Annotated in this window: 28 protein-coding genes and 1 pseudogene; 14 read left to right on the top strand and 15 right to left on the bottom strand. The window is 64.1% G+C overall.

Annotation, left to right across the window (positions count from 1 at the left end):
* Positions 1–60: 60 nt before the first annotated feature.
* Genes A9K66_RS02175 through A9K66_RS02190 form a run of 4 tightly spaced genes read left to right on the top strand, consistent with a single transcriptional unit; the run spans position 61 to position 4,773 of the window.
* Entirely contained in the window at positions 61–1,680 is a 1,620-nt protein-coding gene (locus A9K66_RS02175) for an NAD(P)/FAD-dependent oxidoreductase (protein WP_067319254.1), read from the top strand.
* Positions 1,667–3,241 carry an NAD(P)/FAD-dependent oxidoreductase gene (locus A9K66_RS02180; protein WP_067319256.1) on the top strand — a complete coding sequence of 525 codons (1,575 nt, stop codon included), beginning with the start codon at positions 1,667–1,669 and terminating at the stop codon, positions 3,239–3,241. Before A9K66_RS02175 ends, A9K66_RS02180 begins: the two co-directional genes overlap by 14 nt.
* A 43-nt stretch (positions 3,242–3,284) precedes the next feature.
* Entirely contained in the window at positions 3,285–4,514 is a 1,230-nt protein-coding gene (locus A9K66_RS02185) for an aminomethyltransferase family protein (protein ID WP_067319671.1), read from the top strand.
* A gap of 1 nt (position 4,515) precedes the next feature.
* Positions 4,516–4,773, top strand: coding sequence for a hypothetical protein (locus tag A9K66_RS02190; RefSeq protein ID WP_082953643.1), 258 nt, complete (start codon positions 4,516–4,518; stop codon positions 4,771–4,773).
* Between the two features lie 96 nt (positions 4,774–4,869).
* Here the strand turns inward: A9K66_RS02190 and A9K66_RS02195 are convergent, their stop codons facing one another.
* From A9K66_RS02195 to A9K66_RS02210, 4 genes are all read right to left on the bottom strand, one after another.
* Positions 4,870–5,928 (bottom strand): dipeptidase, encoded by a 1,059-nt coding sequence (locus tag A9K66_RS02195; protein WP_067319258.1) that lies wholly within the window; start codon positions 5,926–5,928, stop codon positions 4,870–4,872.
* Between the two features lie 282 nt (positions 5,929–6,210).
* The gene (locus A9K66_RS02200; protein WP_067319261.1) at positions 6,211–6,507 is read right to left on the bottom strand and encodes a GNAT family N-acetyltransferase; all 297 of its coding nucleotides are present in this window, start codon (positions 6,505–6,507) and stop codon (positions 6,211–6,213) included.
* Positions 6,500–7,138, bottom strand: coding sequence for an alpha/beta hydrolase (locus tag A9K66_RS02205; protein WP_067319263.1), 639 nt, complete (start codon positions 7,136–7,138; stop codon positions 6,500–6,502). Before A9K66_RS02205 ends, A9K66_RS02200 begins: the two co-directional genes overlap by 8 nt.
* Positions 7,139–7,142: 4 nt before the next feature.
* Positions 7,143–8,075 carry a VOC family protein gene (locus A9K66_RS02210; RefSeq protein ID WP_067319265.1) on the bottom strand — a complete coding sequence of 311 codons (933 nt, stop codon included), beginning with the start codon at positions 8,073–8,075 and terminating at the stop codon, positions 7,143–7,145.
* Between the two features lie 230 nt (positions 8,076–8,305).
* On the opposite strand from A9K66_RS02210, the gene A9K66_RS02215 reads away from it, so the two are divergent.
* Positions 8,306–9,868, top strand: a complete 1,563-nt coding sequence (locus A9K66_RS02215; RefSeq protein ID WP_245307355.1) for an alkaline phosphatase family protein — start codon at positions 8,306–8,308, stop codon at positions 9,866–9,868.
* A gap of 40 nt (positions 9,869–9,908) precedes the next feature.
* Here the strand turns inward: A9K66_RS02215 and A9K66_RS02220 are convergent, their stop codons facing one another.
* Positions 9,909–11,297: a PRC-barrel domain-containing protein gene (locus tag A9K66_RS02220; protein ID WP_067319269.1), complete on the bottom strand. Its 1,389-nt coding sequence runs from the start codon at positions 11,295–11,297 to the stop codon at positions 9,909–9,911.
* A 239-nt stretch (positions 11,298–11,536) separates the two neighbouring features.
* Between A9K66_RS02220 and A9K66_RS02225 the strand changes: the two genes are divergently transcribed.
* Positions 11,537–12,457 (top strand): diacylglycerol kinase family protein, encoded by a 921-nt coding sequence (locus tag A9K66_RS02225; protein ID WP_067319271.1) that lies wholly within the window; start codon positions 11,537–11,539, stop codon positions 12,455–12,457.
* A gap of 20 nt (positions 12,458–12,477) precedes the next feature.
* Here A9K66_RS02225 and A9K66_RS02230 read toward each other — a convergent pair whose 3' ends face one another.
* From A9K66_RS02230 to A9K66_RS02245, 4 genes and pseudogenes are all read right to left on the bottom strand, one after another.
* Entirely contained in the window at positions 12,478–12,693 is a 216-nt protein-coding gene (locus A9K66_RS02230; protein WP_067002134.1) for a hypothetical protein, read from the bottom strand.
* A 129-nt stretch (positions 12,694–12,822) separates the two neighbouring features.
* The gene (locus A9K66_RS02235) at positions 12,823–13,287 is read right to left on the bottom strand and encodes a phage holin family protein (RefSeq protein ID WP_067002131.1); all 465 of its coding nucleotides are present in this window, start codon (positions 13,285–13,287) and stop codon (positions 12,823–12,825) included.
* Positions 13,288–13,297: 10 nt separating this feature from the next.
* Positions 13,298–13,624: a DUF883 family protein gene (locus A9K66_RS02240; RefSeq protein WP_067319273.1), complete on the bottom strand. Its 327-nt coding sequence runs from the start codon at positions 13,622–13,624 to the stop codon at positions 13,298–13,300.
* Between the two features lie 80 nt (positions 13,625–13,704).
* Positions 13,705–14,463, bottom strand: a pseudogene (locus A9K66_RS02245) (Crp/Fnr family transcriptional regulator); the annotation flags it as partial.
* A 198-nt stretch (positions 14,464–14,661) separates the two neighbouring features.
* Here A9K66_RS02245 and A9K66_RS02250 point away from each other — a divergent pair.
* Positions 14,662–15,006 (top strand): response regulator, encoded by a 345-nt coding sequence (locus A9K66_RS02250; RefSeq protein WP_336618911.1) that lies wholly within the window; start codon positions 14,662–14,664, stop codon positions 15,004–15,006.
* A gap of 31 nt (positions 15,007–15,037) precedes the next feature.
* Here A9K66_RS02250 and A9K66_RS02255 read toward each other — a convergent pair whose 3' ends face one another.
* Positions 15,038–15,589 carry an RNA polymerase sigma factor gene (locus tag A9K66_RS02255; RefSeq protein ID WP_040973662.1) on the bottom strand — a complete coding sequence of 184 codons (552 nt, stop codon included), beginning with the start codon at positions 15,587–15,589 and terminating at the stop codon, positions 15,038–15,040.
* Between the two features lie 3 nt (positions 15,590–15,592).
* Positions 15,593–15,796 carry a NepR family anti-sigma factor gene (locus tag A9K66_RS02260; protein ID WP_067319677.1) on the bottom strand — a complete coding sequence of 68 codons (204 nt, stop codon included), beginning with the start codon at positions 15,794–15,796 and terminating at the stop codon, positions 15,593–15,595.
* Between the two features lie 222 nt (positions 15,797–16,018).
* Between A9K66_RS02260 and A9K66_RS02265 the strand changes: the two genes are divergently transcribed.
* From A9K66_RS02265 to A9K66_RS02285, 6 genes are all read left to right on the top strand, one after another.
* Complete coding sequence (locus tag A9K66_RS02265; RefSeq protein ID WP_067002122.1) at positions 16,019–16,813, top strand: response regulator; 795 nt, start codon at positions 16,019–16,021, stop codon at positions 16,811–16,813.
* 165 nt (positions 16,814–16,978) lie between these two features.
* Positions 16,979–17,143, top strand: coding sequence for a DUF1328 domain-containing protein (locus A9K66_RS02270; RefSeq protein ID WP_067002119.1), 165 nt, complete (start codon positions 16,979–16,981; stop codon positions 17,141–17,143).
* Between the two features lie 180 nt (positions 17,144–17,323).
* Positions 17,324–18,355: a sensor histidine kinase gene (locus A9K66_RS02275; RefSeq protein WP_067319275.1), complete on the top strand. Its 1,032-nt coding sequence runs from the start codon at positions 17,324–17,326 to the stop codon at positions 18,353–18,355.
* 224 nt (positions 18,356–18,579) lie between these two features.
* Positions 18,580–18,750 carry a hypothetical protein gene (locus A9K66_RS30630; RefSeq protein WP_197507430.1) on the top strand — a complete coding sequence of 57 codons (171 nt, stop codon included), beginning with the start codon at positions 18,580–18,582 and terminating at the stop codon, positions 18,748–18,750.
* A gap of 116 nt (positions 18,751–18,866) precedes the next feature.
* Positions 18,867–19,169 carry a hypothetical protein gene (locus A9K66_RS02280; protein WP_067319277.1) on the top strand — a complete coding sequence of 101 codons (303 nt, stop codon included), beginning with the start codon at positions 18,867–18,869 and terminating at the stop codon, positions 19,167–19,169.
* A gap of 105 nt (positions 19,170–19,274) precedes the next feature.
* Positions 19,275–19,520 (top strand): YMGG-like glycine zipper-containing protein, encoded by a 246-nt coding sequence (locus A9K66_RS02285; protein WP_067319279.1) that lies wholly within the window; start codon positions 19,275–19,277, stop codon positions 19,518–19,520.
* Positions 19,521–19,604: 84 nt separating this feature from the next.
* Here A9K66_RS02285 and A9K66_RS02290 read toward each other — a convergent pair whose 3' ends face one another.
* From A9K66_RS02290 to xylF, 4 genes are all read right to left on the bottom strand, one after another.
* Positions 19,605–21,230, bottom strand: a complete 1,626-nt coding sequence (locus tag A9K66_RS02290; RefSeq protein WP_067319280.1) for a CHASE domain-containing protein — start codon at positions 21,228–21,230, stop codon at positions 19,605–19,607.
* A 131-nt stretch (positions 21,231–21,361) separates the two neighbouring features.
* A complete protein-coding gene (locus tag A9K66_RS02295; RefSeq protein WP_067319282.1) occupies positions 21,362–22,162 on the bottom strand; it encodes an ATP-binding cassette domain-containing protein in 801 nt (266 codons plus the stop codon).
* Positions 22,163–22,175: 13 nt separating this feature from the next.
* Positions 22,176–23,540: a sugar ABC transporter permease gene (locus tag A9K66_RS02300; RefSeq protein ID WP_067319679.1), complete on the bottom strand. Its 1,365-nt coding sequence runs from the start codon at positions 23,538–23,540 to the stop codon at positions 22,176–22,178.
* A 236-nt stretch (positions 23,541–23,776) separates the two neighbouring features.
* Positions 23,777–24,817, bottom strand: a complete 1,041-nt coding sequence (gene xylF / locus A9K66_RS02305) for a D-xylose ABC transporter substrate-binding protein (RefSeq protein ID WP_067319285.1) — start codon at positions 24,815–24,817, stop codon at positions 23,777–23,779.
* A 347-nt stretch (positions 24,818–25,164) separates the two neighbouring features.
* On the opposite strand from xylF, the gene A9K66_RS02310 reads away from it, so the two are divergent.
* On the top strand, positions 25,165–26,406 hold the full coding sequence (locus A9K66_RS02310) for an ROK family transcriptional regulator (protein ID WP_067319287.1): 1,242 nt from the start codon (positions 25,165–25,167) through the stop codon (positions 26,404–26,406).
* Positions 26,407–26,420 lie beyond the last annotated feature (14 nt).

Consider the following 26,420-nt stretch of genomic DNA (forward strand, 5'->3'; position numbering starts at 1 on the left):
CGGCTGATCGGGGAACAAATCGCACCCAAAAACGGGCGGCCGGAGGGAGGTTGAGCGCACATGAAGGCATGGGACGCGATCGTCATCGGCGGCGGCCACAACGGGCTGGTCAACGCCGGCTATCTGCAGCGCGCCGGGCTCGACGTGCTGGTGGTCGAGAAGAACGACTGGGTCGGCGGTGCGGCCACCAGCCGCGAGCTGACGCCGGGCTTTCTCTACTCCAACTGCTCCTATGTCTGCTCGCTGTTCCGGCCCGAGATCATGCGCGATCTGGAGCTGCCGCGCTTCGGCCTGCAGGTGATCTCCTATGAAGGCGGCGCGGTGTTCACGCGCGACGGCGACTATCTCGCCAACTACCGCGACCACGATGCGCATCGCCGCGAATTCGCCCGCTTCTCCAAGCGCGACGCCGAGGCCTACGACCGCTATTCGCGCGACGTCACAAGGCAGTGCCGCTTCATCCAGCCGCTGTTGATGCGCACCGCGCCCGATCCCACCAGCTTCAAGCCGCGCGATCTTGGCGAGCTGCTCTATCTCGGCAAGAAATTCGCCGGTCTCACCGCTGAGGAGATGGCGCTGACCTTGCGCTTCTGGACGATGTCGATCTCCGACTTCCTCGACGAGTATTTCGAGACCGACGTCATCAAGGCGAACTTTGCGCTCTCCGGCATCATAGGCACGGCGCTTGGGCCCATGTCGCCCGGCACGGCCTATGTCCTGCTCCACCACTATATGGGTGAGGTCGATGGCTCGGTGGGCGCCTGGGGCTACGCGCGTGGCGGTATGGGTGCCGTGACCAAGGCGCTCGCCGCCTCGTTCAAGGCCTCCGGCGGCACGATCCGCACCGGCGCCGAGGTCGAGCGCGTGCTGATCAGGAACGGCAGGGCCAAGGGCGTCGTACTGGCCGGCGGCGAAGAGGTCCACGGCAAGCTCGTCGTCTCAAACGCCGACGTGAAGCGCACCTTCCTGAAGCTGGTCGAGGAGAAGGAGCTGCCCGACATCTTCCTTCGGCGGGTCAGGAACTTCAAGATCCGCGGCTCGTCCGGCAAGGTCAACATCGCGCTGGATTCACTTCCCCAATTCCCGGCTCTGCCGAAGGATTCGCCGGTCTACCGCGCCGACATGCACTTCACCGATTCAATCGAGCGCATGGAGCGCGCCTATGACGACTGGAAGGCCGGGCGCTGGTCGGCCGATCCCTTCCTCGACATGGTGATCCCGACCACACTCGACCCGACCATGGCGCCGCCGGGAAAACATTTCATGAGCTGCTTCGTGCAATACGCGCCGCCCAAAATTGGCGGCCGAGACTGGACGGACGCCGACCGCGACGGCTTCGCCGAGAGCGTGGTTGCGCAGATCGCCGAATATTCGCCCGGCTTCCGCGACCGCATCGTCCATATGGAGGTGCGCACGCCGCGCGAGATCGAGGCCGAGGTCGGCCTCACCGAAGGCAACATCTTCCAAGGCGAACTGACCTTCGACCAGCTGCTGTTCAATCGCCCGGTCCCGGGCTATGCGCAATACCGCTCGCCGGTCGGCGGGCTCTATATGTGCGGCTCCTCCACGCATCCGGGCGGCGGCGTCATGGGCGCGCCCGGACGCAACGCCGCCGCCGAGATCCTGCGCGATCTCGCCAAACCAACCCTGCATATGAGCCCGGCCCATGACGTCATCTGAAACGAATTGGGACGCGATCGTCATCGGCGGCGGGCACAACGGCCTGGTCGCCGCCGCCACGCTGGCGAAATCGGGACGCAAGGTGCTGCTGCTCGAGGCCGGCAAGGAGGTCGGCGGCGCGGCGCGCACCGAGGAATTCGCGCCGGGGTTTCGCGTCTCCTCGGTCGCTCATCTGCTCAACCGCCTGCATCCCGATGTGGTGAAGACGCTGGAGCTCGAGCGCCACGGGCTGAAGATCGAGCGCGGCGATTTGGTGCCGTCGATTGCATTGTCGAAAGACGGCCCGCTGGTGCTGCACGGCGCCTATGGCGAGGCGCTGACGGGCGCCAGCCCGTCGGAGCAGTCGGCTTGGCGCGACCTGCGCGCGCAGCTGTTGCGCTACGCCGGCGTGCTGAAACCCTTCCTGTCGCGCCGCCCGCCGGACCTCGCCGGCATGTCGCTCGCCGAAATGACCGGGCTCGGCCAGACGGCGCTGGCGCTGAAGAAGCTCGGCAAGGAGGACATGCGCGACTTCCTGCGCGTGCTCTTGATGAACGTCTACGACTTGCTCGACGAGCAGCTTTCCGACGACAGGCTGAAAGGCCTGCTCGCTTTCGACGCGACACTGGGCAGCCATCTCGGTCCGCGCTCGCCGACATCGCTGCTCGGCCTCTACTATCGGCTCGCTGGCGAGATCGGCGGGCTCGCCGGCGCGCAGATACAGCCCAAGGGTGGCATGGGCGCGGTCGTTGCCGCCATCCGCTCGGCGGCCGAGCAAGCGGGGGTTTCGATCCGTCTGGCTTCGCCGGTCGCCAAGGTCGTCGTCGAGAAGGGCCGCGCCGTAGGTGTCGTCACGCAGGGCGGCGAAGCGCTGCGCGCAAAAGCCGTCGTCTCGGCAATCAATCCCGCAACCACGATCCTCGATCTGGCCGGGCCGCGCGAGGTCGACACCGGTTTCGTGCGCAAGATGAAGAACATCCGCATGAAGGGCGATGCGGCGAAGCTTCATCTCGCGCTCGACCGGCCGCCGCAATTTGCCGGCGTCGACGCCGCTGGCCACAAGGGCCGACTCGTCATCGCGCCTTCGCCGGACCATGTCGAGGGCGCCTTCAACCCGTCGAAATATGGCGAGTTCTCGCCCGAGCCGGTGATGGAGATCACGCTGCCCAGCCTGGTCGATCCTTCGCTGGCACCCTCCGGCGCCTGCGTGCTCTCCGCGGTGGTGCAATACGCACCTTATGCATTGAAACAGGGCTGGACCGCCGGCAAGCCGCAATTCCTCAAGGCGATCATGGCGCAGCTCGAAGCCTATGCGCCTGGCATCGGCGCCACGGTGCGTCATCCCGAGTTGCTGACTCCGGCCGACATCGAGGGACGCTACCGCATGCCCGGCGGTCACTGGCACCACGGCGAGTTGCAGGCCGACCAGATGCTGATGTCGCGGCCGGTCTCCGGTTGGTCGGGCTACGACACGCCGCTCGAAGGGCTGTTCCTTGCCGGCGCCGGTTCGCATCCCGGCGGCGGCATCTCCGGCGCCCCCGGCCTCAACGCCGCACGCCGCATCATCGCGATAAGGGCATGAGATGATTTCGCCATTCACAAACGCAGCGCTCTACGACGCCAACATGAATCGTCATGTGAAAATCAATTCCGCCCGCACCCTTGCGCAATCCCACTTCCGCACGCTTCGGCTCGGCACACCTTTCCAGCCGCGCATCGACGCGCTGGCGCTGACAAACGACTGGTACAATTGGGCCGGCTACCGCGCGCCGCATTCGCTCTGGGACGAGGAGCTGGAATATTTTGCCATTCGCAGCCAGGCGGCACTCCTCGACATCTCGCCGATGACGAAATACCGGATCGAGGGTCCGGACGCTGAAGCTTATCTCGACCGTGTCACGCTGCGCGACGTGACTAGGTTGAAGCCGGGCCGCGTCCACTACACCGCCTGGTGCGACGACGAAGGTTTCGTCCTCGATGACGGCACGCTGTTCCGGCTGTCGCCGACGCGCTTTCGGCTGTGCTCGCAGGAGCGGCATCTGCCCTGGCTGCTTGACAGCGCCATCGGCTACGAGGTCAGCGTCGAGGAAGAAACCGAAGCGATCGCCGGGCTCGCGCTGCAAGGCCCAACCTCCTTCGCCATCCTGCGCGACGCCGGCTTTGCCGGCATCGAGCGGCTGAAGGTTTTCGACCTCGCCGACTTCGCGCATGACGGCGCTGCCATCACCATCTCGCGCACCGGCTTCACCGGCGATCTCGGCTACGAGCTGTTCGTGCCGGCGGACAAGGCGTTGAGCCTATGGGAGCGGCTGATGGCGGCGGGCGGGCTGCGCGGCATCCGCGCCATCGGCTACACGGCGCTCAATCGCGCCCGGCTAGAAGCCGGGCTGATCGTCGCCAATGCCGACTTCACCACTGCCGAGCACGCCATCCGTGCCGACCGCCTGCGCATGCCGGACGAGATCGGCCTCGGCTTCATGGTCGATCCGGACAAAGGCCACTTCAACGGCCGCCGCCCCATCTTCGAAGCGCGGGCGAAGAAGCAGCTGCGCCATGTGCTGGTCGGGCTGGAGATCGAAGGCAACATCCCGGCCGAGCACGCCATCGTCTACTGGAAGAAGAGCCGGGAGGTCGGGCTCGTCAGCGCGGCGATGTGGTCGCCCATGGCCAAGCGCAACATCGCCATCGCCTCCTTGCAACGGCCTTACGGCGATAGGGTCGTCGACGACCTCTGGGTCGAGATCTACGCCTTGCGCGAGCTGCGGTACCAGAAGCTGATGAAGCGGGCGAAAGTGGTGCCGCGACCGTTCATCAAGCTCGACCGCCGCACCGCCAACCCGCCGACGGATTTTTGACGTGGAAGGGGATGCGGACAGGCTGGACGCGGAGGCGGAAGCGGCCGAGCAGTGGCAGTTGGTCAACACGCCGCTCGGCGAGATGTGGTCCGGCCGCACCCGCTATGCGGCGGCGATGTTCTTCTTCAAGCGCGGCGAGATGGATGCCGACACGCTGGAGGTCTACCGCATCTGCGCTCGGCTCGACCATGAAGACCCCTTGCCGATCATCCGCGACCGCGGTGTCGGCAAGGAATGGCTTAAGCGCTTGGGTGCGTAAGCCCGCAGCGCGACGGAGCTGCTCTCCTGCTTCGCCCTAGGATGACGACGTTGGGGGAGCGTTCTGGCCCAATTCCGAACGTCCAAGATTGTCACTTTATCCGATCGTCCTTTCAAGGACACGCAGCCAATTCCGATAAGCGATCTTCTCGATCAGCGCGCGCCCGAAGCCGCGAGCGGCGAGCGCATCGAGGAGCTTCGGCAGGCCTGCCACGTCGCCGATCACCGCCGGGATCATGGCACCGTCGAAATCGGATCCGAGACCGACACCGTCCTCGCCCAGCGCCTGCAACAGCGACTCGATGTGGCGCAGCATGATGTCGAGGCTGGTGTCGGCATTCATGCGGCCGTCCTCGCGCAGGAAGCCGGTGGCGAAGTTCAGGCCCACCATGCCGCCCGTTTCGCGGATCGCGCCGAGCTGCCAGTCGGTGAGGTTGCGCGAATGGCCGCAGATCGCATGCACGTTGGAGTGGGTCGCGACCAGCGGCGCATCGCTGAGCGCGGCGACATCGCGAAAACCCTTCTCGTTGAGATGCGAGAGGTCGATCATGATCCTGAGCTGGTTGCATGCCTTGACCAGCGCCTTGCCGGCGTCGGTCAGGCCCGGCCCGGTATCGGGCGACGAGGGAAAGCGGAACGGGACGCCGTTGCCGAAGGCGTTCGGCCGGCTCCAGACGATTCCCAGCGAGCGGAGCCCGGCGGCATGGAGCACGTCGAGCATGGCAAGTTCGGGATCGATCGCCTCGACGCCTTCGATATGGAACACCGCGGCGATCGAGCCATTCGCCATCGCCTCGCGCACATCACCGGCGCTGCGGCAGACGGTGAGCGCGCCGGCGCGCTCGAGCCTGAACAGGATCGAGGCCATGCCGATGGTCGACGTGACCGCCTCGGCGCGCGGCAGTTCCGGCGGCAGTGGTTCGTTGTCGCTCGGCGCCGGCGGCACGGCGCTGCGCTTGGTCTTTTCGATCGGCGGCGGAAAGATGGCGAACATGCCGCCGGCAAAACCGCCCTTTTTGGCGCGCGGCATGTCGATGTGACCGCCCGGCGTGCCCTCGATGAACAGCTTTTCGACATCCGCTTCGTTCGACTGGTAGAGCCTCAGCAGCGTGTCGTTGTGGCCGTCGAAAACGGGAATGAGGTCGGATTCGGTCATCAGGCCATTCGCTTTTTTGAGGTGGCGGATCGGGGCGGGAGAATCCCAGGTGATCTGTCTAATTAGGCAAGATGGCCGAACTGCGCAAATGCCAGACGCGTGTTCGCATTTATGGCTGGGCGAGACGCGTCGCTCGCCCCCGGCGGCGATGGATCGGCGCGCAGCGCCGAGACGGTTCGGGGCGCTGCAGCGGAGTGAGACGTCGGTTTTCCCTGGAACTCCCCTCAGCCGGCCGCTTCGCGGCCCCCTTCTCCCCGGGGGAGAAGGGGAAGACAAGTGCTACTATTTCAGCACGTCGGCCCATTCCGGATGGCGGCGGAACTGGGCGTTGGCGAAGGGGCAGAGCGGGATTATCTTCTTACCCGCCGCGCGCGCGTCCTCGACGGCGCGGGCTACCAGGCGAAGCCCGGCGCCCTGGCCGCGAAAGACATCCGGCACCTCGGTGTGATCGATGATGAGCTGGTGCTCGCCGACCTTGGTGAAGGTCATTTCGGCCTCGGCGCCGCCTGGTCCGCGCAGCACGTAGCGACCCTTGGAGCCGCGATCTTCCAGTTCGATCTCAGGCAGCTGGTCAGCCATTTTTCTTGCCTCCTGCGCCGACGAGCGAGAGGGCAAAGAGCCGCCGCGCCGCTTCGATTTCATTCGGCCGCACCTCGTGCCCGCCGTCGTGCCATTCCACTGTGACATCGGCCCCGTCGGCGCGCAAATAGGCCTCCAGCCGCGTTGTCAGGTTCGGCGGGCAGATCGGGTCGCGCCTGCCGGCCGTGATCAGGATGCGGCGCCCGGCAAGGCTGCCCTGCACCTGCGGCTCGAACGGGATCAGCGGATGCATCAGCGCCGCGGCATCGAACAGTCCTGGCTCGGCGAACACCGCCGAGGCCAGGATGTTGGCGCCGTTGGAATAGCCGAGGCCGAACACCGCCGAGGGCTTTGCCGCCTCGACATGCGCCTTGACGAAGCCGGCCATCTTGGCCGTCGCCCGCGCGAGGTCGTCCATGTCGTAGACGCCTTCGCCGGTGCGGCGGAAGAAACGGGCGGCACCTTGCTCCGACACATCGCCGCGCGGCGAGACTATCGTCGCCGAAGGCGCGAGCTCGCGACCGAAGGACAGAAGCTGGTTCTCGTCGGCTCCGGTGCCGTGGAAGACGAACAGCAGCGCGCTGCCCGGCGAACCGGGCAGCACTTTGTGGATGTAGGCGTTCTTGCTCATGGCGTCAGTCTTCCAGCTTCTGCAGATGCTGTTCGAGATAGGGTCTCAGATGCTGATGCTGCGTCGGCAGCTTCAGCGCCTCGCCGAGATGCGCGGTGTCCTCGTCGCGGTTGAAGCCCGGCTCGTTGGTCGACACCTCAAACAGCACGCCGCCCGGCGTGCGGAAATAGATCGCCCAGAAATAGTCCCGATCAATGACCGGCGTCACGCCGTAACCCGTGTCGACAAGCGCCTTGCGCACTTCGAGCTGCCTAGCGCGATCCTCGACCGCGAAGGCGACATGGTGCACCGAGCCGGCGCCGAGATTGGCAAAGCCTGCGCCCGGCAGCGATTCGATGTCGACGACGTCGGCGCCGTTGCCGTTCTTGATCGCCATCCGGCGGATGTTGCCGGACTTGTCGACCTCTTCATAGCCCATGAACTTCAGCAGCTCCTCGGTGGCGCCGCCGTCCTTCAGTCTCAGCGCGACCGAGTGGAAGCCGCGAATCGCCTCATCGGCGGGGACGCCGCCCTTCACCCAGGGCGCTCTGCCGTCGGCCTTGTCTTCGACCAGCGCAAAACTGTCGCCGTCGGGGCCGGTGAAGGCAAGCCGCTTCTCGCCGAAGCTTTCGCTGCGGCCAACACCGCTGACGCCCTCGTCGGCGAAGCGCTTTTCCCAATAGCCGAGCGTGCCTTCCGGCACCGAGAAGACGGTGGTGCCGACCTCACCCACCCCATGCCGGCCCTTGCCGATGTCGGGGAACGGGAAATAGGTCATCACCGAGCCCGGCGTGCCGAACTCGTCGGCATAGTAGAGGTGATAGACGTCCGGTGCGTCGAAATTGACGGTCTTCTTCACCCGGCGCAGGCCGAGCTTCTTGGTAAAGAATTCGTTGTTGCGGCGCGCATCGCTTGCCATCGAGGTAACGTGATGCAGGCCCTTGATCTGATTGAGCATGGTCTTGCTCCTTCCCTATCCTTGCTGCGGCCCTTGCCGCTGTCCACCGCAATATGAGGATAGCGCCGGGCCCGGCAAAGCGACCAAACTCAGAATGGACTGTATCACAAAAGTGAACGGCCATAAGACCTATGTTCACCAATTGATGAAACTGCCTCCTTGCGCCGATCGGGAAATTTCGGCTCCATGAGCGGGCGCACCGTCTTGAGGAGAAGAGTTTGGAGAACCGAGTGAGCCGCCCGAATGTTCTTCTCATCACCTGCGACCAGTGGCGCGGCGATTGTCTGTCGGCGGCGGGACATCCGGTGGTGAAAACGCCGCATGTGGATGCGCTCGCGGCCGAGGGCGTGCTGTTCCAGCGCCACTACGGTGGAGCGGCGCCCTGCTCGCCGGCGCGCGCCTGCCTCTACACCGGCCTCTATCAGATGAACAACCGGGTCTGCCGCAACGGCTCGCCGCTCGACGCCCGCCACGGTAACATCGCGCTTTCTGCACGCGCGGTGGGTTATGACCCCACGCTGTTCGGTTATACCGATGTTGCGCCGGGTCCGCGCCGGCTTGCGGCCGGCGATCCGCGGCTGAGGAGTTATGAAGGCGTGCTGCCCGGCTTCAGCGTCCGGCAGTTGCTGCCCGAACATCAGAAGCAGTGGCTGTCCTGGCTGCGGACGCAAGGCATCGACACGAGCACCGGGATACCGGGCATCCATCGTCCGGCTGGCAAGCAGGGCAAGGTCGGCGATGATGTAAGCAATGCGCCGCCGGTCTATTCGAAGGACCAGACGCCGGCGGCTTTCCTGGCCGGCGAATTCATCCGCTGGCTTGGCGAACAGGAGCAGGCGGCGCCGTGGTTCGGGCACATCTCCTTCATCAGCCCGCACCCGCCTTTCATCGTGCCGCAGCCCCACAACACCATGTACGACCCGGCCGACGGCCCCGCTTTCCGGCGCGCGGCGAACTGGCAGGCCGAGGCGCAAAGCCACCCCTACCTCGCATACGATCTTGGCCTGCAGAAGCGGACGAAGTTCGTTCCCGGCGCCGAGGGCAAGGTGCGGGATTGGAGCGAGGAGAATTTCCGCCGGATCCGTGTGCTTTACTACGGCATGATCTCCGAGCTCGACGCGCAGCTCGGCCGCATCTGGGAAGCGCTGAAGGCGGCCGGCAGTTGGGATGACACTGTGGTTGTGCTCACCTCCGACCATGCCGAGATGATGGGCGACCACTTCATGCTTGGCAAAGGCGGCTTCTTCGACGCCAGCTACCACATTCCGCTGATCGTGCGCGATCCGCGCCGGACAGAAGCGGCCGGCGCTTCCATCGATCGTTTCACCGAGGCGGTGGACGTCTTCCCGACCTTGCTCGACCTGATCGGCGCAGCACCCGAACCGCACCTCGACGGCAGGTCGCTGGCGTCCTGGCTCGACGGCGAGGAGCCGGCCGACTGGCGCGACGCGGCGCACTGGGAATTCGATTTCCGCTCGGTCGCCGACGGCGAAGCCGAGCGGCATTTCGGCATCGGCTCACGCGACTGCAACCTTGCCGTCCTTCGCACCGAGGCTTTCAAATATGTCCATTTCGGCGGCGGCCTGCCGCCGCTTCTCTTCGACCTGTCTAAGGATCCGGACGAGTTGAGCAACGTCGCGCACGACCCCGCCTATCTGCCGGTGCGCGTGGAACTCGCCGAGAAGATGCTCACCTGGCGCGCCAACCATCTCGACCAATCACTCGCGCTGGCGGAGCTGACAAAGGACGGAGTGGTCGGCCACGTGAGCAAGACAGCAGGCAGCAGGGAATAGCGAAACGCGTATTCCCTGCTGCCTGCTGCTGCCTGGTCCCTTACTGCAGGACCATCCTCTGCTTGTCGCGGTTTGCGGCATAGGAGCTCTTGTCGTAGGCTGCCTGCGCCTCCAACTGCTCCTTGGTGAAGTTGGTGTAGAGATACTTGTTGCCGTCCTTGTCGGTCATGAACTTCAGCTTATCCATGCCGAGGGCGACTTCCTTCTCGCCGATGCCGAGGAAACCGCCGACATCGATAACCACCGCATCCGGCTTGTTGTCGGGCGTCAGCACGACGTCGCCAATCTCGCCGATCTCGACATCGTTGGCGCCGTATACCGTGGTGCCCTTCAGATCGTCGACTCTGATGTTGCCCATCGGCATTTCGTTCAACGTCGATTTGTCGATCGAGGCTGTCTTGGTCGTGTCGGTGGCGGCTGTGCCGGTATCGGCTGGCTTGTTCTCAGCCGTCGTATTCGCAGCCGGCGCCGCGGGCTTGGTCTCAGCCGTCGTCTGGGCCGGCTGAGCCGGTTTGGCCTCCTTGTCGGCCGTGGTGTCGGACGAGGTCACGGCAGGGGTGGTCGTTGCCGGAGCAGTGTTCGAAGCCGTGGTGGCTGCGGCCGGCGCCGGATCATAAGCCTTGCGGTTGAAGTCCGGCTGGGCCTCCAGTTCTTCCTTCGTCGTCTCGGCGATCAACCAGCGATCGCCATTCTTCTCCGCCCATTTGGCCTTGGCGAAGTCGAAGGTAACGTTCTTCTCGCCAATGCCCAGGAAGCCGCCGACGCCGATCACGAGGGATTCGGCCTTGCCGTCCTTGGCAAGAACGATGTCGTTGACGTCGCCGATCTTTTGGGCGTCGTCGGCGGTGCCGTTATAGACCGACTCGCCCATGATGTTGGTGGCGAGATTGCCTTCAGCCTTCTCTACCGGCTGGGCCGGCTGAGCGGGCGCTTGCGCCGTTCCGGTGTCGGTGGTCGCTGGCTGCGTGGCATCGGTCGTTTGCGCCGGGGCCGGATCATAGGCCTTGCGATCGAAGGCCGCCTGCGCGTTCAGCTCGTCTTTGGTCGTCTTCGCTACGAGCCAGCGGTCGCCGTTCTTCTCGGCCCATTCCAGCTTGTTGTAATCGAAGGCGACATCCTTGGTGCCGACGCCAAGAAAGCCGCCGACGCCGATGATGACGGATTTTACGTTGCCGCTTGCATCGAAAACGACGTCGTCGACCTTGCCGATGTCTTCGGCATCGTCGCCGGTCCCATTATAGACGGATTCACCGATGATATTGGTCATCAGCGCCCCGTCTGCACGTACTACTGGAGCTTGGGTCTCGGCGGCGGGCGCGGGGGTTTCGGTGGCGGGCGCCTGCGCCGGTGCAGGCGTTGTGTTCTGCGCAAAGGCCCCGGTTGCTAGGAGGGTTGCAAGCGCGGTCGTTGCAAAAAGAGTGCGCATCATGATCGTCTCTCCTCGTGCCTGATTTCCTACGCGCCGCGTTCGCGGCCTCGCACAAGGCAAGGGCGAGCGCGGCAATATTCCACGATTTCACAACGTCGTGAGGGGAGCCTTGTTCCAAACGGCGCCCGTCCACGGCGCTTGACTTGCTCCCTGACGCGGAACCTTCGGCGGCCCTTTTCCGTTTCAGCCTCCGGCTGAGAGCTCGTTTTTGGCCTAACAATAGCAGGACGGAGAGGGGCATGCGGTTTGCTGCGGTGCTGAACAAGGAGGGGGGCACCCTGCGCACGACCGATGTTGCAGCCTTTGCCGACCGGGTCCGCGAGCTTCTGGAAGCGGCTGGACATTCGGTTCAGATCGACATCGTTGCGGGCGGCGAAATCGCTACGGCTTTGGAAAAGGCCATAGCCAGGCGCAACGTCGATGTCGTGCTGGCCGGAGGCGGCGACGGAACGGTGTCCACCGCCGCCTCGCTTCTGATGAACAAGAAGAAGGCGTTGGCCATATTGCCGGCTGGTACGATGAACCTTTTCGCGCGCAGCCTTGGCATCCCCCAGACACTGGAAGCCGCCTTGAAGGCCTTTACCGACGGCGAGGTCAAGGCGGTCGATATGGCGACCGCGAATGGCCGTCCCTTCGTGCATCAATTTTCAATCGGCATGCATGCCAGAATGGTCCAGCTCCGCGAGAAGATGGATTTTGGCTCGCGGCTGGGAAAGATGCGGGCGTCAGTTCGCGCCGCATGGGCAACGATCAAGAACCCGCGCACCCTCAAGGTGACCTTGACCATCGGCAAGACCGACATCATCACCCGCGCGACCGGAATTGGCATCAGCAACAACCTGTTCGGCGAGGGTCATCTGCCTTATGCGGACAATCCGGCCGGCGGCGTGCTTGGCATCTATGTCAGCGTTGCGCGCCGGCGCCGTGACTTGGTAAAATTGCTGCTTGCCATGCTGCGCGGCCGGTGGCGCCAAAGCGAACATGTCGAGATCCACCAGGCTGACAAGGCCGTGCTGAAAATTCATTCCTCGCCGACAAAGTTCAAGGCGGTGATGGACGGAGAGTTGGTCAAGCTGGAACGCGAAACCACGGTCGAGATCCATCCAGCGACCCTTAACGTGCTGGTCCCTAGAAGCAGCGCGCAGGCAAAGGCAGCCTGAATGGAGCCAAGACCTCAAAACTACTGTGTTTGACCGCTGGGAGCAGGCGCCTGCTCGGTCCCTGGAGGTTGTGGGACGTGCTGCTGTTCGGTGCTCGGCTCTTTGATCAGCACGCCATAAATCTCGGCTACGCCCCAGGCGATGAATACCAGCAGCAGCCCGGCGACGAGAATCCTGAGCGCATGCCAGCCCCAGTGCCCCTGGCGGGCTTCGTTTTCAGGAACGGTCTTGGGCATTGTCGGTCTCCAGGTGTGGGGGCGCGCACGCCGAGCACGGGATGGTCGGGTAACGGACCCTTTCCGCGAAAGTTCCCAATCCGACAGCTATATCCGGCACGGTCGGCCGCCCCGATCGGCTTGCCGCGCCTATGGCGTTTCGCTGCGATCCTTGTCTCGAGGCCCAGCCTTCACGTTCTCGCGGTAGATGGCGTAGGCGGCGAGCGCGATCGCGGGCGCGAGAAGCGTCCCCAGGCCGCCCTTGCTTTTCGCGAGCGCCGGGAGCAGCGCGAGCGCCGCGGTAACGCCAACCGCCGTCATGTCGGCCTTTCGCCTTCGCGCGCGCCGCCGCGCCCGCATGCTGGTTGTCAACTTGTGGATCACGACAATCAGCCCGGCGATCACCAGGAAGCCGATGCCGAAGCCGAGGCTGGTCGCTAGCGGCCCGTAGCGCGCCGCCAGCCAGATATAGGCCGCGCCGATGAGGAAACCGACGCCGCACAGGGCAAAAACACCGGCAAGTCCGTAGAGGATTGCGGTCAGCCGCGCTCTTTGCAAGGCCGCCACTGCCTCGCCGGAAGCAAGGCCGGAAATAAGCGAAACCAGCGTCCCCATATGAGGGCTGCTAGCGGCGCGACAGCAGCGCGAACAGGAAGCCTACTCCCGCCGCAATCGCCAGCGACGTCACCGGCTTTTCGCGAACGCTGGCTATCAACTGCCCTTCCAAATCCTGAGCGCTTCCGCGCATGCTTTCGAACGCTGCCTCGCCGTGCGCGCGCAGCTGCTCGACGCCTTCGGCGGCCGCGCGGCGCGCTGCCCCGTAACTGTCGTCCCGGGTCTTGGCCAATTGCCTGGTGAGCTCTTCGATATCGGCCTTCAACTGCCGGATGTCGGCTTCGAGGTCGGCGCTGGGGGGAGTGTCTGTTGCGGATCTGCCTGCGGCGGTCGCCATTGCGTAACTCCTTATGTTTGCTTCCATTTCAACGCTTGGCCGAGACCGGGGTTCCGTTTTCCCGGTCCGGGTCGTCCTGAGATAAGCGGTCTGCGCTCCTCACCCAAACCTTGCCAGCCGGCCAACTCCGTCAGCCCCTCATGGCTGAGAACCTCGCAACCACCGTCACGCCAAATGATCAGCTTACGGTCCATCAGGTTGCGGATCGTCTTGTTGGTATGCACCAGCGAAAGGCCGAGCGTATCGGCGATATGCTGCTGCGTGATCGGGATCTGCACCGGCCGCTTGCCGTTCAGGCCTGCGCCCCGGGCACGGCTGGAGATGAAGGCGACAAGATAGGCGGTGGGCTCCAGCGCGGAACGGCGACCGATGCTCAGCAGGTTTTCATCGAGCATGCGCTCCTCGCGCGACGCCATCCAGGTGATGTCATAGGCCAGGCCCGGGTAGTTACGGTAAAGCTCGTGCAATTGGTCGCGCTCGAAGACGCACAGCAGCATCGGCGACAAGGCCTCGACGGAATGCTGCATCTCGCCCATTAGGCTGCCTTGCAGGCCGATGAGATCGCCGGGCATGGAATAGTTGAGGATTTGCCGCCGCCCGTCGGGCAACAGCTTGTAGCGGAATGCCCAGCCTGAAAGTATGGTGTAGAGATGCGCGCTGTGGCTGCCTTCGACCAGCACGGTCGCCCCCTTGTCGACCGCAAGCTCTCCTTTCTTGAACCCGCTGACGAACAACAGCTCCTGGCTCTCGAATTCGCGAAAGACTGGCAGCGGCCGCAGCGGGCATTTGCCGCAAGGATATTGGCGGGTGGCAAGGGAATATGCGCTCTGGCCGGACATTTCGACCCCTCTTCGAAACCCCTGCCCCGATCGGGCGAATACAAACGCTTCACCCGGACCGAGGTTCCGCCGCTCACGCAATGCATCGCTGGTCATGTCTTTTTTAAATGACAGAGCGCCGAATACCGCGCATGACTGCAGCCTTATAGGAGTCGCCGCCACGTGCCCCCATTGCTAGACGGATTGCGTATCCTGGTCTTGGAAGACGAATTCCTGATAGCGATGGATGTCGAGCAACTATGCCGCGACCAAGGGGCCGCCGAGGTCACGATTGTTGGCGACCTGGCTGAAATCGACCTGCGGGATGGGTTTTCCTGGTTCGACGCCGCTATCGTCGACCTGATGCTCGGCGGCACCTCGACACTCGACTTCGCCGAGCGGCTGCGCAGCGCAGGCATTCCATTCGTCTTCGCGTCCGGCTACTCCGACGCCGAGGATCTCGAAGGCTCTTTTCCCGAGATTAAGCTGGTCACCAAGCCCTACTCGGGAGACGATCTGATCCAGGCCCTGGCGCTCGCCTGCAGGCGCGCGAAAGCGGCGTGACGACGTAGCGTCGAAGAGCCGGAGGTCGGTGTCAGGCGGCGTTTGATCCTGTCACCTGCGCCGAGATCGCGTCGGGGCCGTATTCGTCCTCGCCAGAAATCTTCAGGATGTCCTGCAGCCGGGCGCGCGCGCGGCTGACCCGGCTCTTGATCGTGCCCACCGCGCAGCCGCAGATCTCCGCCGCCTCTTCGTAGGAAAAGCCGGACGCGCCGATCAGGATGATCGCTTCGCGCTGATCCTCCGGCAGCTGCTCCAGCGCGCCGCGAAAATCCTTGAGATCGAGCTGGCCATGCTGGGCCGGGTGGACGGCGAGCCTGGCGGTCATGATGCCGTCGCTGTCCTGCACCTCGCGACCGCGCTTACGCATCTGCGAATAGAATTCGTTGCGCAGGATGGTGAACAGCCAGGCCTTGAGGTTGGTGCCCGGCTGGAAACTCTCATGTTTGTCCCACGCCTTGACCAGGGTTTCCTGGACGAGGTCGTCCGCCTTGTCGGCATTCTGCGTCAGCGACACCGCAAAGGCGCGCAGGCTTGGGATCGCGCCGAGCAGCTCGGTCTTGAAGCTCTGGGAGACCGCCGCCATGTCTCAGTCCTTTTTCTCGGCGGGTTCGGCCTTTTCCAGCTGGCTGAGCAACTGAGCGAATCGATCCGGCACCTGATCGGAGACCAGCTCGTCGTAATATTGCTTGAGTTTGCGGGCGATTTCGGAGTTCGGTCCGAGCGGACTGCTACCCCCGTTCCGGTGCCTGCTCGGGGCGCCAGTTACTGCATTCTTTGACATTTCTTTCATGTTTGCCCTAAGTCCCAGCACCTGAAACCGCTTTAGAACCATAGATCACGACGCAAGCGGCACCCTTGTCTGGTTGCCCATCCCAAAGCCGGAAACGCCCGCTTCCTAATTTAGTTCCCTGCCCGGCGGAACTTTTTCAGAAAGCCGACGTTGGTTTTGCCGGGACTTCCAGTGAGTCTAGCCTTTGCAATGCAACAACGTCATCTGAGGGAGACGTCAAATATGAGCCTGTCCGCAACCATCGCTCCTCACCTGCCTTTCCTCCGCCGTTTCTCGCGCGCCGTGTCGGGATCGCAGGAAAGCGGTGACGCCCTGGTTGCTGCGATGCTGGAGGCCATCATCGCCGACACCGAAGTTTTCCCCAAGGCATCGAGCGATCGCATTGCGCTGTACAAGGTCTTTGCCAGGCTTTTCACTTCGATTGCGATCCGCGTGCCGCAAGAGCATGCGCAGACAGCTTGGGAGCAGCGGGCGGCCGCCAATCTCAACGCAATCGCGCCGCGGCCGAGGCAGGCTTTCCTGCTGGTCGCCGTAGAGGGTTTCAGCGAGGATGAAGCGGCGGAAATCCTCGATGCCGACGAACAGGAGTTCTCCGAATTGCTTGCCCAGGCAAGCAGCGAGATTTCTCGCCAGGTCGCGACCGACGTGCTGATCATCGAGGACGAGCCGCTGATCGCCATGGACATCGAGGAGATGGTCGAAAGCCTCGGCCATCGCGTTGTCGGCACCGCCCGCACGCACGCCGAGGCGGTCGCCGTTTTCGGCAAGACGCGTCCGAAAATGGTGCTGGCCGACATCCAGCTCGCCGATGGCAGCTCGGGCATAGAGGCGGTCAACGAGATCTTGTCCTCGACGCCGGTGCCGGTGATCTTCATCACCGCTTTCCCTGAGCGCCTGTTGACCGGCGAGCGTCCCGAACCGGCGTTTCTGGTGACCAAGCCCTTCAATCCAGACATGGTGAAGGCCCTGATCAGTCAGGCGCTGTTCTTCGACCGGCAGGCGAAAGCCGCGGCCTGACCGCATGTCCGATCATTGAGGTCTCATGCGAGGCGCCCGCGCCTCGCACGATGCGGCGCGGAGTCCCATCCGTGAAGCGTTTTCAGGGGATCGTCTTTTTCCGCAAATGGTGGAACAAACGCCATCCAGCCACGTTTTTTCCAGGACGTTAGAAGGAGAGATATCATGCTGTACTGGGCGCTCGTTTTTCTTGTGGTCGCGATCATCGCCGGCGCGCTTGGGTTCGGCGGCATCGCCGGCACGTCGGCTGGCATCGCGCAGATATTGTTCTTCGTCTTCCTTGCTTTCCTGGTGATCTCACTCATCGCCGGCCTCGTCAGGAGAACCTGACCAGGGGGAGTGCCGAACACTGGAAGCCGCACCCCTCAAACGGTTTCCAGCCACCGCCGGGCGATGTCCCCAAAAGGATGTCGTCCGGCGGACCGCTTTTGGGCAGCATAAGCATCAGTAGGTCAAGACCGGGGCAGCAATCCTCGTAAGCCGTTCGCGCCTGGATGCGGGAAGTATCGAATGCGTTCCAAGGCCTCAGAGAAGGACTATACGCAAGAGCGCAGCGACGAAGTGATCGCGATGCATCCGGCGGAAAGCGGGATGCAGCTGGGTCGCGCGCTACTCCACGCGCTCCACAATGCTGGAATTTCGGTCCTCTACCAGGATCGTGAAATGAAGACCGTCTGGGCGCGCAACATGCGCGCCCCGTGGGCCTGCGAGACGGCCGAGGGCAAGGATGCGCTTTCCCCCGCGCAGTCCGAGCGCATAGGCGCAGCCAAGCGCAAGGTGATTGAAACCGGCAACCCGGATCGCCTCGAGCTCGGCATTTCCGACAGTGACGGCGTGCGCTGGTTCCATGTCTGGATCGATGCCGATCGCAGCGACTCCGGCGAGGTTCAGGGCGTCGTCACCACCATGGTCGAGACGACGGAGCAGAAGCGCCGCGAGCAGACGCTGAAAACGCTGCTGCGAGAGGTCAGCCATCGCTCGAAGAATCTTCTGGCCATCATCCAGAGCATAGCCACCCAGACCGGACGCTACTCGGAGACGCTCGGCGATTTTCTGACGCACTTTCGCGGCCGTATCCAGTCGCTCGCCTCGTCTCAGGATCTGGTGACATCCTCCAACTGGCGGGGAGCGGCGCTTCGTGAGCTCGTGTCCGGCCAGGTCGGCCGCTATAGCGCCGATCCAAGTCGCAGCCTGCGTTTCGATGGGGAGAACCCTTACCTCAATCCGAACGCTGCCCTTCATATCGGACTGGCCATGCACGAGCTGGCCGTGAATTCGGTAAGCTACGGCGCCCTGTCGCAGCCTGACGGACGGATCAGGGTAAGCGCCAGGATCGCGGCCGGCAGCGAGACTTCGCCTGGCCTTTTGCTGATTTGGACAGAAAGGATCGGCGCCGGTCGGCGCACCGAAAATCGTTTTGGCAGCGTCGCCCTCGAACGCGTCGTGCCGACGTTACTGAACGGCTCCGCCAGTCTCGATATCGACGACGATCGTCTCGAATATCGCCTGACCATCCCGCGCGGCAATTTCGAGATAGAATGAACAACCACGTCTTGGGCAACAGACAGCCGCCGGAGAGGCGTTAACCTGCCATTCACCATAAAATCCGATTGTGTTCCCCGGCAGAAGCAACTCCAGGATAGCGCGCAATGCCCTTCCGAGTTGCGTAAAACCTTGGAGCGGATCGGCGATCCCGTCAGGCGCTGAACCACTCGCGACGGAGCAAACCCAGCCGCGCAATCACACCGCGATTTGGGAGGAACCGAATGATGATTGCCGATATGAACAGGCTGGAGCAGGCCGCCCGCGTCTCGATGAGCGGCTTCCAGGACACCGAAGCACGGCCCTCGCCCCGTTCCTCCCATCCATCGCTTCGCCTCGGCGCCGTCGCGCTTGTTCCTGCTCTCGTGCTGGCGGTGGCCTGGCAACTGGCCTGATCTTTCCAATCGAGCAGCCGGCCGGCGCCAAGGGCACGCGCCATTGCGCGCCGACTCCGCCGAGCAGGAACTTTTGAGCGGCAACAATCGTTCTTTGCGGCGGGAGGATTCGACCCGTGGAACACATCGCCGCCTTGCTCCTCGTCATTGGCTGCTCGGACACCATGACCGATTGCCGCGAATTGTCGGTGCCGGTCAGCGTCTTCGAGACTTTCGAGGCCTGCATCGCCGAACGGCCGTTTGCGCTGGGCGACATGCAGGGGCGCACGCCGCGTGTCATGGGCGAGTGCCTTGCCGTCGATCCGGCGCTTGAAGACGACTACGATCAACTGCTGTGGACCGTGCGTCCCGACGGCAGGCTAGTCGCGTCGCTGGAAACTTCCGGCGCGCTTGTCGCGTCAAACGGGGCACGCCCGTAAGACACTCTCTTCAGCGATAATAAGATCGGACAGGCAAAGCCCGTTTTTTCGTGCTAAACGGCGGTTGGCACTGCCGAAAGTGAGGACAAAAGCGAGGAGCTATTTATGCGGAAAATGATCATTGCCATGGTTGCCGTGGTCGCCGTCAGCGGCTGCACCACGACCGAGCAGGACGTCGTCGGGGGCGGCCTGATCGGCGCCGGCGTCGGCGGCCTGGTCGGCGGCGGCAGGGGCGCGCTGATCGGCGCGGCTGTGGGCGCCGGGTCCGGCCTGTTGGTTCGCAACCTGCGCAATGGCTATTGCGTGTATCGCCGCTCTGACGGCACGAGATACAAGGCCCGCTGCAACTGATTTTCCGCGAGACACAGTCATCTACCCGGGGGCCCGACCAGCGGTCCCCGGGTAGATCCTCGTTGGACCCTGACTGACGGGCGCTCAGCCTGGCAGAGGTATTCGGATTTCCACCTTAAGCCCGTCGGCCCGGTAGTCGCGCTTGATCGTACCGCGCAATTCGCGCGTGACATTGAGATCGATCAGCTTGGTGCCGAAACCGGTCTTTGCCGGCGGCTCCAGTTTCTTCTGCCCGGCCTCGCGCCAATCGAGCACCAGCGTCCGCTCCCGGCCACGTCCTTCGACCCGCCACTCGACCTTCAGGGCGCCCACCGAGTTGCCGGCCTCGCCATATTTCAGCGCGTTGGTGGCAAGCTCGTGGAAGGTCAGGCCGAGCGCCTGCGTCGTCGTCTCGTCAAGCAGCACTTCCGGCCCCGACAATATGCCTTCGGAAAGCTCTTTGCCGAACACCTGCCCAAGCTCCGTGCGCAGCAGGTCGCCGAGGTCCGCCTTCTGCCAGCGCGAGCGTGTCAGCATGTCCTGCGACGCGGCCATCGCCTGCAGCCGCGCCGAGAATGATGCCGAGAACTCCTTGACGTCGGTGGCCTGCGAAGCAGTCTGCCGTGCGATCGCCAGCACCCTGGTGATCGAGTTCTTGATGCGGTGCTTCATCTCCTGCAGGATCAGCTCCTTTTCCAGCAGGCTCTTCTCCGTGGCCTCATGCAGCAGCGACTTCGCCTCGTAGGCGCGCTCCTGATAGCGGGCCACCAAGGCAATCGCCCCGGCGAGCAGCAGGCCGAACAGCCCGAGCATCACCGGGATGGCGCGCGAGGACGGCAGCGCGAAAGCGCTCGTCGGCCGAAACAGGACGGTCCAGGGCCGGCCGGCCACGACGATATCCCGGCGCGCCAGCAGCTTTCCGCCGAGCGATTCGGCCGGCGGCGCCTCCGATCGGAACAGGAGATTGTCGGCACCCGGCTGGCCGTCGAAGATTTCGACGTTGACCGGCAGCAGCGGAGCCTTGCTGAGCGCCACCTGGAACAGATCGCGTGCGCGGAAGGAGGCGTAGAGGAAGCCGGCGGTCGAGGAGCGGCTGGCATCGATGACGTCCGGGGCCGTTTCCACGTTCAGCCGCACGAAGACCAGAAATCCGGGGAAGGTCTGCTCCAGCCCTTGTCCCTGGCCAAGTTGAACGAGCCCGCTGGCATGCTGCTGGTCGTCGGCCATGGCCTTCTCGATTGCCGCCCGCCGTGCCGGGTCGCTGAACATGTCGAAGCCGATGATCGACTGGTTGGAGGTATCGAGCGGCTCGAAAAGCACGATGGGCGTGCGCCATTGCTGCTGCGTGATTGCCGGATAGACCGGGTGGGCCGAACCGCGAGCGCGCAGGATGTCGCGCTCGAGCGTGGCCTCGTCGCCGGCCTTGGCCAGCCTCAGGAAGCCGATGCCGCGCAGTCCGGCGAAATTGTCGTCGATGTCGAGCGCGGTGAGGAAGGCCTTGAACTCGCCGCGCGTGATATCGCCGTTACGAGCATCGAACAGCGCCTGGGTCGAGCGCAGCAGCGACAGATGCAGGTCGATGCGGCTCTCGATGCGGTTGAGCGCATCGTCGGCGGTTCCCTCGAACTTGATGCGTGCCGCCTCCTGGGTCGCGAAATAGGCGAACCCCGCCATCGTCAGGCTGATCAGCGCGACGGCGATGAAGGCGACGATCGGGAAAAGCTTTTTCAATGCAGGATGCGGCCCATGGATGGTTGGCCACCTTTATGGGCAAGTCTCCGCGCCAATACAATGGCAAGGCCAACCCAACGCCGCGATTGGCTCATCAAACAAGTCGCAAATTAGCCAACCAATTTATAGTCTTAGGCCGCGATTTTCAGCGCTCCCGGGCCTGGCATGGCGCCTGGCGGGCACTTGCCCAGAATGATCATGCCGAGCACCTCGTCCTGGGTCACGTCGCTGGTGCGCGCCGTACCGACGACCTGGCCGTTCTTCATGACGCAGACCCTGTCCGCCAGCTCGAACACGTCATGGATGTCGTGGCTGATCAGGAAGATGCCGATGCCGTCGGCCTTGAGTTGCCGCACCAGTTCGCCGACCTGGGCCGTCTCCTGGGGGCCGAGCGCTGCCGTCGGCTCGTCCATGATCAGGATTCGCGCGTTGAACAGGATCGCGCGCGCGATCGCCACCGACTGTCTCTGTCCGCCGGACAGCTTGATCACCGGCTCCTTGAAGCGCTGGAAGCGCGGATTGAGCCGGCCCATCACCTTGCGCGCTTCGGCCTCCATGGCGACGTCGTCCAGCGTGCCCCAGGCGGTCATCAGCTCGCGGCCGAGGAAAAGATTGGCGGCGGCGTCGACGTTGTCGGCAAGCGCCAGCGTCTGATAGATCGTCTCGATGCTGTATTTCTTGGCGTCGCGCGGGTTGGAGATTGCTGCCTCCTCGCCGTTGACGAAGATCTGCCCGGCATCGCGCTTGTAGGCGCCGGACAGTATCTTGATCAGCGTCGACTTGCCGGCGCCGTTGTGGCCGAGGAGCGCCACCACTTCGCCGGGGAAGAGATCGATGGAGGCATCGTCGACGGCGCGAATGCCGCCGAAGGCGATCGAGATGTTGCGCATGTCGACCAGCGGGGCGCCGGTGGGAGCGTTCTTGTCTGCCATGATGCTGCCTCCTTCACACCCGCTTGCGGTAGATGGTGTCGAGCCAGACCGCGATGACTAGCACGGCGCCGACGACGATGCTTTGCAGCGGCGAATCGACGCCGAGGAGCACCATGCCGGACTGCAGTGACTGCATCAGCAGCGCCCCAAGCATAGCGCCGAGCACGGTTCCCGAGCCGCCGGCGAGCGAGGTGCCTCCGATGACCGCCGCGGCGATGACCAGGAGCTCGTCCAGCGTGCCGAGCGCATTGGTCGATGAATTCTGCCGCGCCGACGATATCGCCGCGGCCATCGTCGCCAGCACGCCCATGATCATGAACACCTTCATGGTGATCCAGCGCGTGTTGATGCCGGCAAGGTTGGCCGCTTCCGGATTGCCGCCGATGGCAAAGACATAGCGGCCGAAGCGAGTGCGCTTGGTGATGAAGGTCATGACGAGGCCGACGGCGATCGCCATCAGCACCGGAACGGCGATGCCGTGGGCGATGAACAGGCCGCCTTCGGGGACCGTGAGATTGTTGGCGGCGGCGTAGCGGTTCACGATGCCGACCGGCCACGGATAGGAATTGGCCAGCCACACCGCGCCCATGATGACGGCGCAGGTGACCGCGCCGAGCAGCGTCTCGGCCCAGATCGGACGCAGCGGAAAACGGAAGCGCTTGCGCTGCACCCTGCCGTTGAACAGCGCAAACACCACGGCAAAACAGGCGACGGCGCCGACGATCCAGCTCCATCTGGCGCCGATCGAGCCGGCCGGTCCGCCGCCCATCAGCTGGAAGGTGGCGTCGAGCGGCGCCACCGTCTGGCCGCTGGTGACCCACCAGGCAGCACCGCGCCAGACCAGCAGCCCGCCAAGCGTCACGATGAAGGCCGGCACTTCGAGATAGGCGATGACGAAGCCCTGGAAGGCGCCGATCAGCAGGCCGAGCGCCAGGCCGATCAACAGCGCCAGCACCCAGATCCAGGGATTGCCAAGCTCGAGCCCAACCATTCGCACCAGGAAATGCACTTGGGCAAAGCCCATGACCATGCCGATCAAACCCTCGGCGGATCCGACGGAGAGGTCGATGTTGCGCATGACGATGACCAGCACCATGCCGGAAGCCATGATGGCCACGGCCGAGGTCTGCACCGACAGGTTCCACAGGTTGCGCGGCGTCAGGAACGTTCGGCTATCGAAATCGAGCGGATTGACGCCGAGCCGCAGGCTCGAGATGACATGCAGGCCGATCCAGATGATCAGCAGCGCGCCGACCATGCCGAGCATGCGGGTGTCGAGCTCGGTCGCCTTGAGGAAGCGCCCGACGGTGCTCAGTTCGGAAGCCCGCGCGCGATCCGCCGCCGGGTTGGCCGGCGTATCAGAGGTCGTATCGGTCATGATCTCCTCCCACCGGCTTGCCGTCTGGCGCGGATGCCGGACCACGATGCTAGAGCAATTCCAGGAAAAGTGCGTGGCCGCCTGGAATTGCGCGGAAACAAACGGCTGGAGCAGTTCGGCGATCCTGCCGGACAGTGAACTGCCCCAATGGTCTCCGGCTTCAGTACGCCCGAAAGCCTTTGGAGAAACGCCGCGGCTGTCGGGCCGCGGCGCTGCGTTTGAACCTGACGGCCAGCTTAGTTGCAGACCGCGACGCTGCCGGCGGCAACGCCCGCGCAGACTTCATCCTTCTTGATCCAACCCGCGTCGATGACGAGGTTGAGATTATCCTTGGTGATCGCGACCGGGGTCAGGAACAGCGACTTGACGGTGTTGCCGCCAGGCGTCGTGAAGTCCTTGGCGCCCGCGATGTCGGTCATCTTCTTGCCGTCGGCGAGCTGCGAGGCGATCTCGGCGGCGTGCTTGCCGAGCTCGCGCGCGTCCTTCCACACCGACACCGTCTGGGTGCCGAGCGCGATGCGGTTGAGCGCGGCATGGTCGCCGTCCTGGCCCGAGACCGGAACGGTGCCGGCCAGCCCTTGCGCCGTCAGAGCCGCGACGACGCCGCCGGCGGTGCCGTCATTGGCCGCCACCACCGCGTCGACCTTGTTGTCGTTGGCGGTCAGGAACTGCTCCATGTTCTTCTGCGCATTGGCGGGAAGCCAGCCATCGGTATAGGCCTCGCCGACATTCTTGATCTTGCCGCTGTCGATGGCTTCCTTCAGCACTTCCATCGAGCCGGAGAACAGGAAATCGGCGTTCGGGTCGGCGCCCGAGCCCTTGATGAAGACGTAATTGCCCTCGGGCTTGGCCTTGAACACCTCGCGGGCCTGCATGCGGCCGACTTCCTTGTTGTCGAAGGTCAGATAAAACACGTCCTTGTTCTCGATCAGGCGGTCGTAGCCGACGACCGGAATGCCTTCGTCGAGTGCCTTCTGCACCGCCGGCCCGATGGCGGAGGCGTCCTGCGCCAGGATTATCAACGCATTCGCGCCCTGCGAGATCAGGCTTTCGACGTCGGTCAGCTGCTTGCCTGGATTGGACTGTGCGTCGGCGGATATGTACTTGTCGCCGGCGGCCTCGATCGCCTTCTTCATCGCCGCTTCGTCGGTCTTCCAGCGCTCTTCCTGGAAATTGGACCACGAAACGCCGATCACCTTGTCCTTCGCCTGCGCGACCGACACCAACGTCAACGACATGGCGACGCCCGCCAGAATGGCGGCTGCGAATCTCTTCATGATATCCTCCCTGCGCCCCTTGCGGCGCGACCCAGACTGGCCCGAAGGCGATGAGGCTTTTTTTCGAGCCTCGAAAAAATACTGATCTAACGCTAAAGCGCTGTCAACTGCAATTCTGACGGTTTTTGAGGTGGTCACGTACTTTTTTCGAGGCCCGCAATAAATAATGACAGTGCCGACCGCTTCTGCCACTATCGCGGAACAGTTCGGGAGGAGGCGCAGCCCGGTCCACCGAAACTTGTAAGACCAGGACGGTTCGGGTGCCGGCGTGCGGGACTGAACCGATCTGGCGCGTCGCCGAGTCCTGTGCATGATCGAGAGGCCGCGCTGACTGGGAGGAGACAAAAATGTCGGTCGGAATCCGCCACGACGATCTGCGTCGGCGCAACCGCGCCATGGTGCTCTCGGCCGTGCGCCGGGCCGGCCAGCCGTCGCGCACGGAAATCGCCGCGACCACCGGGCTCAGCCATTCGACCATTTCGGCGATCTCTTCCGACCTGATCCAGGAAGGCGTCTTGGCCGAGAGCAAGCCGAGCGAGACCGCGTCTCTGAAGCGCGGCCGGCCACAGGTGGGCCTCGCGCTCAAGCCGGAGGCGGCGGCGGTGGTAACGGTGGTGCTGTCGCTCAATTTCCTCTCGGTCGCCGTTATTGATTATGCGGGTCAGGTCATCGCCGAGGAGCAGCGCCGCCTCGATACGCTCACCATGCCGCGCAACGAGCTGATCGGCGAATGCTTGGCGATCGTGCGGCGCCGGCTGGACGATCCGGACCTCGACGTCGGCAGCGTCGCCCGCATCGCCATGGGCATCCAGGGCATCACCGATTCCCATGCCCGCGCCATGCTATGGTCGCCGATCACGCCGCTGACCGACATTCCCTTCGCCGACATCCTGGAAAAGGAATTCGGCATTCCGGCCACCATGGAAAACGACTGCAACATGATGGCTGTGGCGCTGCAGTGGCGCGATCCCCACCGCTATCGCGACAATTTCATCGCCATTCTGCTCTCGCACGGCATCGGCATGGGCCTGGTGCTGAAGGGCGAGCTGTTCACCGGCACACATTCGTCCGGCGGCGAGTTCGGCCACATGATCCATCGTCCGAGCGGCGCGCTTTGCCGTTGCGGACGCCGCGGCTGCGTCGAGGCCTATGCCGGCAACTACGCCATCTGGCGCAGCGCCATGAAGATGAGCGAGGACGCCGAGCCGGTCGATGTCGGCGACGCCGACATGCGGGCGCTCGCCGCCAAGGCGCGCGAGACAGATGGCCCGGAGCGCGAGGCCTATCGCCGGGCCGGGGAGGCGCTGGGCTTCGGCCTCGGCAGCCTGTTCGCGCTGATCGACCCGGCGCCGGTCGCCATGGTCGGCGTCAGCGCCGCCGCCTTCGACCTGATCGAGCCGGCGCTGCGCGAGGCGATCGCCCAGACCGCCGGCGGCCAGCATTCAAATTCGATCTCCTTCGATACCGAGCCGAACGAATTGCCGCTGATCCGCGAAGGCTGCGCCGTGCGCGCGCTGACCTTCGTCGACCAGGAGATTTTCGCGCCGGGCGTGCAGGCGAGAAGCGGCGCGGGGAAGAATGTCGCCTGAGGCCGACGAGTGCC

Source organism: Mesorhizobium sp. AA23 (assembly GCF_001672435.1).
In the GTDB taxonomy this organism is placed as follows: Bacteria; Pseudomonadota; Alphaproteobacteria; order Rhizobiales; family Rhizobiaceae; genus Mesorhizobium.